The organism is Mangrovibacterium marinum, from assembly GCF_003046625.1.
GTDB classification, from domain to species: domain Bacteria; phylum Bacteroidota; class Bacteroidia; order Bacteroidales; family Prolixibacteraceae; genus Mangrovibacterium; species Mangrovibacterium marinum.
Window position 1 is genome coordinate 135,374 of sequence record NZ_QAAD01000001.1, and the last position, 14,431, is coordinate 149,804.

At 47.6% G+C, this 14,431-nt stretch carries 9 protein-coding genes; 4 read left to right on the forward strand and 5 right to left on the reverse strand.

Annotated features, from left to right (window positions below):
• Positions 1 to 30: 30 nt before the first annotated feature.
• The 3 genes from C8N47_RS00510 (at position 31) to C8N47_RS18630 (ending at position 5,008) form a co-directional block, all read left to right on the forward strand.
• Complete coding sequence (locus C8N47_RS00510) at positions 31 to 1,152, forward strand: glycoside hydrolase family 88/105 protein (protein WP_107820555.1); 1,122 nt, start codon at positions 31 to 33, stop codon at positions 1,150 to 1,152.
• A 521-nt stretch (positions 1,153 to 1,673) separates the two neighbouring features.
• Positions 1,674 to 4,208, forward strand: coding sequence for a glycoside hydrolase family 95 protein (locus C8N47_RS00515; RefSeq protein WP_170111249.1), 2,535 nt, complete (start codon positions 1,674 to 1,676; stop codon positions 4,206 to 4,208).
• Positions 4,209 to 4,744: 536 nt separating this feature from the next.
• Positions 4,745 to 5,008 (forward strand): hypothetical protein, encoded by a 264-nt coding sequence (locus tag C8N47_RS18630; protein WP_146161394.1) that lies wholly within the window; start codon positions 4,745 to 4,747, stop codon positions 5,006 to 5,008.
• Between the two features lie 49 nt (positions 5,009 to 5,057).
• On the opposite strand, the gene C8N47_RS00520 is transcribed toward C8N47_RS18630, so the two are convergent.
• The 5 genes from C8N47_RS00520 to C8N47_RS00540 form a co-directional block, all read right to left on the reverse strand.
• Positions 5,058 to 6,188 (reverse strand): glycoside hydrolase family 18 protein, encoded by a 1,131-nt coding sequence (locus C8N47_RS00520; RefSeq protein ID WP_107820557.1) that lies wholly within the window; start codon positions 6,186 to 6,188, stop codon positions 5,058 to 5,060.
• 59 nt (positions 6,189 to 6,247) lie between these two features.
• Entirely contained in the window at positions 6,248 to 8,449 is a 2,202-nt protein-coding gene (locus C8N47_RS00525; protein ID WP_107820558.1) for a GH92 family glycosyl hydrolase, read from the reverse strand.
• 23 nt (positions 8,450 to 8,472) lie between these two features.
• Positions 8,473 to 9,441: a glycoside hydrolase family 130 protein gene (locus C8N47_RS00530; RefSeq protein ID WP_107820559.1), complete on the reverse strand. Its 969-nt coding sequence runs from the start codon at positions 9,439 to 9,441 to the stop codon at positions 8,473 to 8,475.
• An 80-nt stretch (positions 9,442 to 9,521) separates the two neighbouring features.
• Positions 9,522 to 10,820, reverse strand: coding sequence for an MFS transporter (locus C8N47_RS00535; RefSeq protein ID WP_107820560.1), 1,299 nt, complete (start codon positions 10,818 to 10,820; stop codon positions 9,522 to 9,524).
• Between the two features lie 24 nt (positions 10,821 to 10,844).
• Positions 10,845 to 13,100: a GH92 family glycosyl hydrolase gene (locus tag C8N47_RS00540; RefSeq protein WP_245915642.1), complete on the reverse strand. Its 2,256-nt coding sequence runs from the start codon at positions 13,098 to 13,100 to the stop codon at positions 10,845 to 10,847.
• A 408-nt stretch (positions 13,101 to 13,508) separates the two neighbouring features.
• Here C8N47_RS00540 and C8N47_RS00545 point away from each other — a divergent pair, with 408 nt between their 5' ends.
• Positions 13,509 to 14,366 (forward strand): AraC family transcriptional regulator, encoded by an 858-nt coding sequence (locus C8N47_RS00545; protein WP_107820561.1) that lies wholly within the window; start codon positions 13,509 to 13,511, stop codon positions 14,364 to 14,366.
• Positions 14,367 to 14,431: the final 65 nt, after the last annotated feature.

Consider the following 14,431-nt stretch of genomic DNA (forward strand, 5'->3'; position numbering starts at 1 on the left):
CAGAAATAAATACTTAAACACAACTAGACAATGAAATCAAAAATTCTGGGCTTTGTAGCCCTCACAGCAGCGCTGATGTCGTGCCAACCGAAGGCCGAAACCTTCCCGACGAAGCAGGAAGTACTCAATAAAATGGTACTAACCAACCAATACTTTATGGACAAATGGCCGGACACCGGCAAAAGTATTATCACCAATAAAGAACGTCCGAGTAACATCTGGACCCGTGCCGTTTACTATGAAGGTTTGATGGCGCTGTATTCAATTGATCCCGATCAAACTTTCCACGACTACGCTCTGTCGTGGGGTGAAAACCACAACTGGGGACTGCGCGACGGCATTACCACCCGCAACGCCGACAACCAGTGCTGTGGCCAAACCTACATCGACCTGTATAACATCGAGCAGGATTCGGTTCGTATTCACGACATCAAAGCGTCGATTGACTCGATGATGGTGACCGATAAAATTGACGACTGGGACTGGATTGACGCCATCCAGATGGCAATGCCTGTTTTTGCGCAGTTGACAAAACTGACTGGTGACACGGCATACTCAGAACGTGCCTACGACATGTATATGGACAGCAAAGTAACCCAAGGACTTTGGAATGCCGCCGACAGCCTGTGGTGGCGCGATGCCGATTTCCTGCCTCCGTACACCGAGCCCAACGGCGAAGATTGCTATTGGTCGCGTGGAAACGGCTGGGTTGTTGCAGCTTTGGTTCGTGTGATGGACCTTCTGCCAAACGATCCGCATCGCGACGAATACGAAACAACCTTATTGCAGATGCTGGAAGCCTTGACTCACCTGCAACGCGAAGACGGTTTCTGGAACTGCAGCCTGCACGATCCGGATCATTTTGGGGGCAAAGAAACAACCGGAACAGCTTTGTTTGTATACGGAATGGCCTGGGCGGTGAACAACAACCTGGTTGATGCAGCCACCTACAAACCAATCATTCAAAAAGCATGGAATGCCATGGCGAAAGACGCAGTTCACGAAAACGGATTCCTGGGTTATGTACAAGGAACCGGGAAAGAACCGAAAGACGGCCAACCGGTAACGTACACCAGCATGCCCGATTTTGAAGATTACGGCCTGGGTTGCTACCTGCTCGCCGGAAGCGAAGTGTACAAAATGGCAGAATAAGAAATCGCCGGAATCCTTAAAAAAAGAGGGTGAAGAAGTGTTGATGGCAACATTTTTTCACCCTTTTTTCTGTGAAAGTCGATCTTCAGACTCGTCTAGGCCTGTTCTTATACTTCTACTTATGCTCAATGCCGGTATTTTGTCCTACCGGACGGGTTTTCATTTTTGTACTGACACAAAAACGAAACAAAAAAGTCCAGGCTTATTTTTATCTTCAGGTGTCAACTCCTGAAAGCTAAGTTCAGCCGGGTGATCTCCTCCTATCGTCGGAGCTTCCCGGTTTCACTATGCTTTCAGTTCGCCTCTCACCATCGATAAAAAGTAGGCCGGAATCGCTTCGGGCATACATACTCATTTCTTACCACCAACGACCTTTTCCAATTCTCACCTTCTCTGCGGCCCCCTCTCAACGCCTTCAACAGTCTTCATCCCTGTTTAAAATTTCTCAGAATCATGAATGTTTTTTATTGAAACAACTTGCATTTACGCTATTTTTGGGTAAACGGAAATCAAAACTAATCATGTTCAAAAAAACCTCCCTTTACCTTTTTCTCTTATTCGCACTTGCGGCCTGCCAAACCCCCGAAGCAGAAAAACCCGATTTGAAGCTTTGGTACAATCAACCCGCCGCCGGGTGGATGGAAGCCCTGCCCATTGGCAACGGCTCGCTGGGCGCCATGGTCTATGGCCGCACCGACACAGAGATCATCAAACTGAACCACGACGAATTTTGGGCCGGCGCTCCCCGCGACCTCACCAACCCGAATGCAGCGGGCGTTGCCGACCAGGTTGCGCAATTGGTTAAAGAACGGAAGTATGCCGAAGCCAACAAACTGATTCGAAAAATTCAAGGTCCTTACAGCGAACCCTACCAACCTTTGGGCGACCTCAACCTGCAATTCGACCATAAAACCCCGCTGAATTATAAGCGCGAACTGAATATTTCCAACGCTTCTGCCAACCTGAGTTACGAAAACAATGGCGTGACCTATACCCGCGAATTGCTATCCAGCTTTCCGGATCAGGTTATCGCCATCCACCTGACCGCTTCGGTTGCCGATTCGCTCAACTTCAAACTAGGGTTGAAAAGCCTACTTCATTACCAGGTAAAAGCGGAAGGCGACGTTTACAAAATGCTTGTTAAAACCGATAAAGACATCCTCCCCAACTATCGGGCTCGCGACAACGAAGCCCGCGTGTACGACGGCTGGGATGGCGAAGGCATGTTTGCCCAGGTTGATGTCCGCGTGCTGGCTCACCATGCCGACCTGTCGGTTTCGGATGAAGGAATCCAGCTCACCAACGGAGAGGAAGCGCTTATTTTGATTTCAGCGGCGACCAGCTTCAACGGCCCGTTTAAATCACCGGCTTTCGAAGGAAAAGATTACGCCGCCATTGCCGACAGCATCCTGCATCACGCGGGACAATCGGACTGGAACAACCTGAAAAAGAATCACACTACCGACTACCAGTCGCTGTTCAACCGGGTGCAGCTCGATTTGGGACAGCTACCCGGCACCGACACCATCCCGACCGATCAGCGCCTGATTGCCTTTCACGAGAACGAAGATCCGGCCATGGTTTCCTTGCTGTTTCAATACGGCCGCTACCTGTTAATTTCAAGTTCGCGCCCCGGAACACAGGCCGCCAACCTGCAAGGAATCTGGAGCCGTTCGGTCCAGCCACCCTGGAACGCCAACTACACGCAGAACATCAATTTGGAAATGAATTACTGGCCGGCCGAGCTCACCAACCTGAGCGAACTGACTGATCCGTTGATGAACCTGATCCGAACCAATTCGGTGAAAGGTGAAGCCATCGCCAAATCCTACTATAACCTGGATGGCTGGTGCAGCCACCACAACGGCGATATTTGGGGACACTGCGCGCCGGTTGGAGACAACGGGCACGACGATCCCATGTGGGCCAACTGGCCAATGGGCGGCGTTTGGATGCTCAGCCACGCCTGGGAACATTACGCTTTTACAGGCGACACCGCTTTCCTCGCCGACATGTATCCGCGCATGAAAGGTGCTGCCCGTTTCCTGATTGGTATGCTGGCTGAAAACGCTGAAGGTTTCCTGGAAACCCGATTCGGCACGTCGCCCGAAAACCAGTTCCACGATCCGGTGACCGGTGAGGCAGTGTCGGTTTGTGCCGGTCCGGCCAGCGACCTGGCCATGACCAATGAATTGCTGAATCACTGCCTCCTGGCAACAAAAATATTGAATACTGACCCCGAATTCAGGGCCGAACTGGATAGCCTGATTCCTCGTTTGCAGCCTTTCCGAGTAAATGATAAAGGCACCCTGATGGAGTGGAACGAGGACTTTGAGGAAATGGACCCACACCATCGTCACCTAAGCCATCTGTACGGTTTCCACCCGGCCAACCAAATCAACCTGTGGGACACGCCGGAACTATTCACAGCAGTACAAAACTCGCTGCTTCGACGCGGCGACGAGGCAACGGGCTGGTCGATGGGTTGGAAAACCAATATGTGGGCCCGCATGCTCGATGGCAATCACGCCTTGAAAATCGTCAACAACTTGTTTACTCCAATGGATTTCGGCCCAAAACGGGAAGGGCATGGCGGTGGCCTCTACAAGAACATGCTCGATGCCCACCCGCCTTTCCAAATCGACGGCAACTTCGGTGTTACGGCAGGTATTGCCGAAATGCTGCTGCAAAGCCATGCCGGAGCCATTCATCTGCTGCCCGCACTGCCCGACCAATGGCCTGCCGGTTCTGTTAGCGGATTGAAAGCCCGCGGTGGTTTTACAGTCGACCTGAGTTGGAAAGATGGGAAACTGACTTCAGCAACAATTCATTCTGCACTGGGTGGAAAATGCCTCATCCGTTCGGAGTGGCCGCTGGATCTACCCGAAGCCAGTGCTGACGCAGAGCCCAACCCGTTGATGATGCCCACAGCAGTAGCAGCCCCCGAAGTCGTCGGCACACCCGACCTTCAACCCCAAAACAAAAAGAAATATCACCGGTATTTGATCGAAATTCCCCAAGGTGGAAAGCAAGAAATAAGACCGATAAGCAATTGATTTGAGCTTCCATTCGTTCGCCTTTTCAATTGTCTATCGCATTAATCCTTGGAATTTCAGCGTTTCGCGTAAGGTGCATGCTGAAAAACAGGTGGCATTAGATCATCGGACTGATGATGCGAATTGCTGTTTCGGGAAGCCGTCATTAAATGATAACGGGCCCACCAACCGCTGGGGAAGCCGTCATTAAATGATAACGAGCCCACCTGCCGTTGGGGAAGCCATCATTAAATGATAATGCCATCAACAAGAAAGAAGGTCTTCTGATCAATCAGGAAAAGTCGGGAGGCGGTTGGCCTGGTTTTATCGAGGCCGAAAATCAAACGAAAAGCTTTCTGCAATCCCAGAGGGATGTAATTTGGGTAGCTTAACGACGACCGGGGGAATCTTGGTGTTGCCTTTGGTGCGACCCAAATTATACCGTTTTACAGGCTAATTTATACTCTGAAATAGGACGGTATAATGCCGATAGACTGAAAAAGGAGCATTGAAACGAAGTGATTGGATGCGACACTTTTGAAGCTAATCGGTATTGAATGGCTAAAGCCATTGCTACAAAAATGAAAACCCGTCCGGTAGGACAAGGTTCCTATTTGATCAAAAGTAGAAATAGAAAAAGCAGTCGGATTGAAACAAGACTCACCAACAAAAGTTTGCGACAGGATGAGCCTTTGCTCCAGGTTCGAGCTGAATCGCCATTCAAAGCATCCCCGATGCGGTTAAAAACCGCATCACCCGAAGAAACGATCATAAAAAAAGCGGATGATTCTGGTCATCCGCTTTTTTGCGCTTCACGATAGTACGTTATACCGTTCTGGTTCAGTGTGGAATTTAGCCTGCAAAATGGTATTACTTGCCAAATTCTGCGTTTATGCTGTTGAGCAACTCTTGGTTGTGGTCCAGACTATACTCCCAGAACATGGCGCCGCCCAAGCCTTTTTCTTTGATAAAAGCGACTTTTTGCGCTACATCAGCCGGTGTTTCCCACGAAATGAAGATGCTGTCTTCCGCATTCCATAAGTAAGATGCTTTGGCCGATTCGTCGTACCGTTTTTCGTATTTGCCCGACTGTAATTTTTCAACAATATCGCGGTAGGCAACAATCATTCCGGTAGCCATGGCTGGTTGGTACAGTCCACCATTTTCGGGATTTACTTTTTCCCATTCTCTTCCGTAGAACGGAATTCCCATGACGAGCTTTTCAGCTGGCACTCCGGCTTTCAGGTGTCGTTCAATCGCTTCCAAGCCGCTGTTACCACCAAATTTTTCCTGATCAGACGGGAATAAATTGGCATGATGCCCGGTTTGATAATGCCAGCCATGATAGTAATCGTAACACATCACGTTGATGAAATCGAGGTATTCCTGAGCTTTTCCCAGCTCGGTGTGATCGATATAAGCCTGATCGGCTCCGGTGGCGATGGTTAGCAGATAATGTGTGTTGTCCTGTTTGCCTTGTTCGTCGAGTGCCCGGCGAATTTCGGCCAGCAGCAAGGTGAAATTCCCTTTGTCCGACAGGCGGAAAGCGTTGTCTTCGGCTCGTTGCCCGGGGTATTCCCAGTCCAGATCAACGCCGTCGAAACCATGCTTTTTCATCAGTTGCACACAAGCCGCAGCAAAGGTTTTTCGCGATGCCTCGAAAGCAGCCACGTGCGAGAATTGGTCAGACCAAACCCAGCCGCCCACCGAGTACAATACTTTCAGATTCGGGTTGGTTTGTTTCAGCGCCATCAGTTTGGCAATTTTCAGCGAATCGGTGTCCAGCTCAAACTGTACGCCACCGTTTTTCATATTGATGTTCGCAAATGCGTAATTAATATGTGTCAGCTTGTTGGCGTCGACCTGTGCCGGATCAAAGTTCTCGTATCCCGCTACATAACCAACTATTTTATATTCTTTATTTGCCGGAGCCGGGGTTTCGGTTTTGGGTGAACAGGCAACCAACACCGAAATCAGTAAAATAAAAATTGAAACTCTCATTGCTATATCTTTTAGTTATCAGCGATCGGACGACCCAGAGTCATCCGATCACTAAAGTTTTACTTCGTCAATACAAACTTCAACTCACCGCCTTTTAAAATATCGGCATGCGAAATGGTCAGTTTCGTCTGTTTTTCTCCATTCAGGAACATTTCCTGAATAAAATGGTTTTCAGGAGCTTGATTTTCTGTCACTATTTTAAAGGTTTTCCCATTGGGCAAATTGATCACAGCTTCGCTCAGCCAGGGGGAATTCAGATGGTAGATTCCGTCAGCCGGATTAACCGGGTACATCCCCATGGAGGCAAAAACCAGCCAGGCCGACATTTGTCCGCAGTCTTCGTTGCCACAATAGCCATCGGGTTTGGTGCTGTATTGGGTATTGAGGATGCGGCGAACCATTTCCTGTGTTTTTTCAGGTTGACCAATTTCGTTGAACAACCAGGGCACATGATGGCTGGGTTCGTTTCCGTGCGCATATTGGCCAATCATTCCGGTACTGAAAATCGGCAACTCATCATCGGCTTCGGGATGATAGCTAAACAGGCTGTCGAGTTTGGCGGCAAAAGCGTCCTTCCCGATCAGTTCAATCAGGCCGGGAATATCATGCTGAACATGGAAAAAGTAGTGCCAGGCATTGCTCTCACAGTATGGCTCGGTGTAGTCTTTTGCCTGAAACGGAGCAAGGAACTTCCCGTTTTTATCCTTCGGACGAATGAAGGTTGATTGCGAGTCGTACAGATTCTTCCAGTAATTGGCTCTTTCTGACAAATAGCTGTAATCGTCGTCCTTATTCAACGCTTGAGCAAACTGTGCAATGCACCAGTCGTCGTAAGCATATTCCATGGTTTTCGATACCGACCAGTGTCCGTGATTTTCCAGATCGTAAGGGATGTATCCCAATTCCTTATATGGCTGCAGGCTCCAGGCGTTACTGTTCGCTGTTGCTTTGCAGGCTTCATAGGCTCTCTCCGCATCCATTGGAATGCCTTTTAAATAAGCATCCACAATAACAGGAACCGAGTGATAGCCAATCATCATATTGGTTTCATTGCCGGCAAGACTCCAAACGGGCAACAAGCCTGTTTCGTTAAAATGACTAAGAAACGAAGCAATCATATCCTTCACCTTCGCGGGAGCAATAATCGTGTACAACGGATGAGCGGCCCGGTAAGTATCCCATAACGAAAAGGTATCATACTTATCGTAGCCTTTGGCCTGGTGCATTTGCCCGTCGGCTCCTTTATACCATCCATCCACATCGGAGTGCAGCGACGGAGTCAAAAAGCAATGGTACAAATTGGTATAAAAGATCGTTTTTTGAAGTTCAGTTCCCTGTACTTCTATGAGGTGGAGTTGGTCGTTCCAGTTTTCCCGGGCCTCTTCTGCAATCCGGTCGAAATCCCAATCGGCACACTCTTCTTTCAAATTATTCCGTGCACCTTCGATGGAGTGTGAAGACAACGCTACTTTTAAAATAAGCTGTTCTCCTTCGGTTGACTTAAATGTAATTTCAGCCTTGGTATTCGGTCCTTTGGCTTCAGTCGATTGCAGTTTGTTGCCATCCGAATAAAAATCGATTGCTTCAATTGGTTTGGAACATGCTATCACAAAATGTTCGCGTTGGTCGGGAGCCCAGCCTGTTGAATATCGGTAGCCCACAATGGTATGTTCATCCTGAAGTTTCAGGTACGTGTCGGTCGGGTTATCCCAGTTCAGCTTATAGCCCAGATCGATCAAAATTTTAGATTGATCGTCCTGCGGGAAGGTATAGCGATGCACTCCCACCCGTTTGGTTGCCGTTAACTCGGCTTTAATGCCTGAGCTCAAGAGTTGGACCTGGTAATAGCCTGGCGAAGCCGACTCCTGATCATGGCTAAACATGGAATAGGGGCGATAGTCCTCCTGGTCGGGCCAAAGATCGGCCGTAAAACGACTGTTGTAAGGCATTATCAGGATGTCGTACAAATCTCCGGCACCTGTTCCGGTCAGGTGTTTATGGCTAAATCCGGCAATGGTAGAATCCGGCCAGAAATAACCGGCTATGCGATCCCATCCGGGCAAGCCGTTGTCGGGGCTCAGCTGAACCATACCAAACGGCACTACAGCCCCGGGATAGGTATTCCCGGGGCCGTCAGTTCCAATAAACGGATCGACATACTGTGTTAAATCCGAAGATAAGGCTAACTGGGCTTTGGGCTGTTTGCACGAATAAACAGCCATCAGTAAAGCTAACAGGCTTAGTCCTTTAATTAATCGCATTCGTATAACTATTTTTCAGCGTATTAAATCGAATTGTTTTTGATGAAATCGATAATTTCCTGCAGATGGCCAAAAGCCATGCCTACAACCGTATCGGCGGCACCGTAATAAACGGCTACCTTTTCACCATCGCAAAGTGCAGCACAAGGGAATACCACATTGGGAACATCACCAACCAGTTCGTAAGGAGCAGCGGGAGCCAACAGGTAAGGTTGTGTGCGGTACAACACTTTTGACGGATCTTCGAGATCGAGCAGCGCCGCTCCCATTGAGTAACGGAATCCGTTGCAGGTATTGATTACGCCATGGTAAAATTCCAACCAGCCATCTTTGGTTTTAATTGGAACTGAACCCGCACCAATTTTGGTACATTGCCATGCGCTTTCGGGAAACGGGGTTACTTTCATCACACAACGGTGTTCGCCCCAGTATTTCATATCCGGACTGTAGCTGATGTAGATGTCGCCAAACGGTGTGTGTCCGTTGTCGCTCGGGCGGCTCAGCATCGCATATTTGCCGTCAATTTTTTCAGGAAATAACACCCCGTTGCGGTTGAATGGCAGGAATGCATTCTCGCACTGGAAGAACTCTTTAAAGTCGAAGGTGTAAGCAATGCCGATTGTCGGACCATGGTAACCATTACACCAGGTTACCCAGTAACGGTCTTCGATGAACGTCACACGCGGGTCGTATTTATAATCCGACTCAATCATATCGGTGTTTCCTGCCTGAAATACGATCGGCTCGTGATTGATGTCCCAGTTGATTCCATCTTTACTGAAACCAGCGAAAATGTTCATCTGTACAGCTTTGTTATCGCAGCGGAAAACGCCGGCAAAACCATCGCCGAAAGGTACTACAGCACTATTGAAAATACTGTTTGAAGTAGGAATCTGGTAACGTCCGATCACCGGATTTTGCGAATAACGCCACATTACGTCGGTTGAACCGGCTGGTCTGTCTTCCCAAGGAATCATTGGATTTGTGCTCATGATTGTATTCTTATAATGATTAATCTCTGTTTTGTTGTTTGGATGAATTCAGCTCATCCGGGCTGTGTTATTTGATTTTTTTATTCTTCGATGCCTTTTTCAGCTTCTTCCTTATTATCGGGGTGGGTAAAGGGTACAAACCGGGCTGCAAAGAACGACGGAATCATGGCTGCTAAAATAAACAGGAAGAATGCTTTGTAGCCAACTGAGTCGCTTATAAAGCCACTAAACATACCCGGGAGCATAACGCCAAAGTTCATGATCCCCGAAGCAAAAGCGTAGTGAGCCATTTTGTATTTTCCCGGAGCCACCTGCTGCATCATAAACAAGGTCAGTCCGACAAAGCCAAATCCGTAGGCAAAATATTCAACAACAACGGCCGAACTGATTAAATAGATGTTTGAGGGGCGAAAAACAGCCAACAACGCGTATACGACAAATTGAAAGTTAAAGATAGAGATGAGGGTGAAAAGCGATTTTCGCAATCCTTTGCCCGCAATGAAATAGCCGGCAAGTAAGGAGCCCAGCACAAATGCAGCTGACCCAAATACGCCATACAAAAGCCCAATTTCAGAAGTGCTTAAGCCAAGTCCGCCGTCGGCAACGGATGCTTTGAAGAACAGGGGTGCAATTTTTACGGCAAAGCCTTCGGCAAACCGGTAAATAATGATGAAGCCGATATACCAGCCAATGTATTTCTTCTGAAAAAATGTTCGCAACACATCCCAGAGGGTTTGAAAACCTTCTTTCAATGAATCAACCTGGCCCGTGGCAGCCCCTCCGGAGGGCAACATCCGCGTATGGTAAAGGGCAAGCAGGATCATGGTTGCTCCATAAATTATCATGATAATCATCCAGGCATGAACGGCGCCAATGGTGTTTTCCAATACTCCGGCCAAATAAACCAGTCCGCCAGCCGTTAACACCTTGGCGATGTTGTAGGCAGCTCCCTGCCAGCCAATGTACCGGGCTTGGTTTTGCGACGATAACACATTCATATACACCCCATCGGTGGCAATATCGTGGGTTGATCCACTCAGGGCGATCACGCCCAGCAGCGCAATGGAGTAGGTGAAAAACTCGTTCAGTTGTAATGAAAAGGCAACCAGAGCAAAAGTAGCGCCGGTTACAAACTGGGTAGCTACCACAAAATGTTTCTTTGTTTTAAACATTTCCAGCACCGGACTCCATAAAAATTTTAGCGTGTAAGGCAGCAGAAGCAGCGAAGTCCAAAAGGCAATCATTGCATCGCTAATGCCCAGGCTCTCATACATCAATGGCGAGGCTTGGTTAATGGCAGCAAAAGGCAGCCCCATGCCAAAGTACACCGTGGGGATCCAGGCCGCAGGGTGGATTTTTTTTAGTTGATTAAAACGCATGTTCGTTGGTATTTTTGTGTTTTTTTATTTCTCGATTTCCAGAACACCACCCGAAACAAGCTCTTTGTGGCTGATGAAATAACCATTCAGCTGCTGACCGTCTTTGCTTATCTTACGAATGTATTGCCCATCGCCTTTGGTGCGGATAATGAGCTCTTTGCCGGGATAGAAATTTTGATCCAGACGAATTTTCACTTCGTCAAAAACGGGTTGAGCAATGCTGTAGTCGGTATTTCCGGGGCAAACCGGATAGAAACCCATCATGCTGTACACAGCCCATGCTGAAAGTGTTCCGCAGTCGTCGTTCCCCGGAATTCCGCCCGGCGCATTCTTATAATGTTCGTTCAGCAAGCGGCTCACTTCTTTTTGGGTGCGCCATTCTTCGCCTTTAAGGTAGTTGAACAACCACGGATAATGGATGTCGGGTTCGTTGGCCACATCGTAGTGCCCATCATCAAAAATACCCTGTAATTTTTGGGTGAACTTTTTCTTGCCACCCATCAACTTCATGAGGCCTTTAATATCGTGAGGCACGCAAAAGGTGTATTGGTACGCATTTCCTTCGTGGAAACCAGGACTTGGTTCAAAGTTCTCTCCTTGTTTTGGATCGAAATCTTTATAGAATGAGCCATCGGCCATTCTGGGGCGAATCATCTGAAATTCATCCTTATCGTAGTATTCTTTGTAACGCAGCGACTGTGCCAGGAAGCGTTTGTAGTCTGCATCTTTGCCCAAAGCTTTCGCAAATTGAGCCAGGTTCCAGTCGGCAATGTAGTATTCCAGGGCGTGCGATACCGAGTTGTCGTATTCTTCCAGGTAAGGCACATATCCTTTTTCCAGATAGAAGTCGATGTCGGGGCGAAGTTTATTTTCAGCTCCTTTGGTGGTGGCCGACTTATACATGGCCTCGTAGGCTGCCTCCACATCAAAGTCTTGCAATCCGCGCATATAAGTATCCACAATTGCCGGAATAGCGGGATCGCCCTCCATAACATGCGTTTCAGTGCTGTTGAGCTCCCATTTAGGCAACCAGCCGCTTTCTTTATACATGTCCACCATTGAGCGCACCATGTCTAACTGTTGCTGCGGGTAAATCAAACTCATCAGCGGATGAAAGTTGCGATACGTATCCCAAAGTGAAAAAACAGTGTAACGGTCGCCGTCCCGAACTTCGCCAATTCCAAAGGACTCCATCAAAGGGTATTGTCCGTTAACATCGTTGATTACGTTTGGGTGAATGTTCATGTGATACAGTGCCGTGTAAAAAACTGTTTTCTGATCATCCGTTCCTCCTTTAACCGACACGCGCGATAGCGCTTCTTCCCAACTGGCTTGAGCATCCGCCCGTGTCTGATCAAAGTTGAAGTCCGGCATTTCGAACTCCATATTCTGGCGGGCATTTTCAATGCTAACATACGAAACAGCCACTTTTACCAGTACTTCCTCGTTATTGTCGGTATCAAATGTCATGTAAGCGCCAATGCTGTCACCAGCCATTTGGGTTTGAAATTCAGGATAAAATTTAAATGCTCCATCGGAGGATGACCAGGCAGATTCGGCCTTCATTTGTGGCATCTTTTTCCAGGCTCCGAATGATTTGGCAGCTTTGCTGAAGCGGGCAACAAAATAAACCGGGCGCTCGGTACCAGCATTGTAACAAAAAGTCCCCGTCATACGCCATCCTTCAATTTCGCGGTTGTTAACAATGCGCAATGCTGCTCCGCTCTCGTTGGTCAATCCCGTTCCAAGGTCCAGCAGAATGTTGGATTCACCCTTGGGAAACCTGAACTTACTCAATCCCACCCGGGCACTGGCTGTAACTTCAGTGGTAATGCCGTATTTTTCCAGGTAATTCGAGTAGAAGCCCGGCAAAGCTTTCTGATTGGTCATTGGAGAACCATAAAGGCTATTGCTGGCTTCAACTTTGCCGGTTGTTGGCATCAACAGGATTACCCCAAGCTCGGGGCAACCGACTCCGCTTAAATTGACATGTGAATAGCCGGTGAAGAAATGATTATCCCACGAGTAAGGCGTTGACCACCATTGGTTATCTTTATCCCATTTGTTACTGGCCGATCCACTAACGTTGAATGGGACTACCGAAACCATTCCCTGAGGTACAATAGCTCCGGGATTTGTTGTTCCATAGTTGGTGGTTCCGATAAATGGGTTCACATACCTTGTGTATTCCTGTGCTTTTATCGTCGATATATGGCTGGTCAAAACCATAATCATGAAAAGGAGCAGGCTCCCTTTTGCTTGCCTTGAATTAAATAACATTGTTTATCACTGTTAATTTTCAACTAAAATAAACTAAATCTGTCGGTCTGTTTCCCCTGAAAGAAAACAAGTTGCAGCAATATCCCGAGCCGATCCTTTCGTGCCCGGATTTAGCGAAATTCAAAAAATAAAAGTACGCCTATTTAAAGGACCTGACAAACAGATATATTGTGCACAAACCGAGATTTATTATCCTATTCCGTGGTGAACGACATATCCCTGACAAGCGTGATGTAACAAAAACCAAACAGATTCGTGACGGAGATCTCCTGCTTCAACGACCGCCCGGACATTTCTGCTGTCTTTGATTAAATCCGTAAAATAGACTAAATTGCGCCTGTTTCAATTTTTGGAAATGACCTCATTGAAAAATGAGATTTGTTCTGATTCAACGTTTTTTTGTGTTGCATGATACCAGATAAAAAAGTCAGAATTAGCCTGCCATCATTCTTGATTGAGCCCAATGATGTTTTTCACATTGTAAGGCGCACAATCTCGACTGAAGAAAATCTTGATTATCACAATCATGATTATGCGGAAATGTTCTGGATCAAAGAAGGCTCCGGCATCCATGTCATAAACGGCAGAAAACACCCCATTAAAAAAGGCACACTGTGCCTGATCAGGCCGCAAGACACACACACCTTTATCTGCACCGGAAAAAATGCAGGTTTAGTTGTCACCAACATTGCTTTCAACCTGGAGAGTCTCAGCTTATACAAAGCGCGTTATTTCCCTGATTCGGAGACCTTCTTTTGGACAAAAGAAGAAACGCCCTATACCGTTGACCTGAACATTGATCAGCTAAATGAAATATCGACACTGACAGACTATGTTCTCTCGAAAAAACGGGACTATATTCATCTCGACATGCTTATATTGCATGTCTTCAAATTACTTACGGAAGATTTTAACGCCCAGTCAACCAGCATCCCCCATTGGCTGGCTTTTGCACTTGAACAATACAACACCCCCCAGCTGTTCAGAGAAGGAGTACCCGGATTCATCAGTCTCACCGGGCGCACTTTGGATCATGTGAACAAAGTCATCAAGCAGCATCTGAATCAAACATTAACCGAAACAGTAACCAAAATCAAGATAAATTACGCAGCTCAGCGTCTGACGATGACTAATGTTCCGATCAAGGTGATCTGCCACGACTGCGGCTTTAATACCATCGGACATTTTTATAAAGTATTCCGAAAATATAACGGCATGACGCCCAACACATACAGGGCGATCAATCACCGGGTATTTCAGAAGTAAACAGGTCGGTCTAAACCATCTTCCACGGCCGATAGTGACGGGTCCAGCCCTTGGGCAGATGGTTA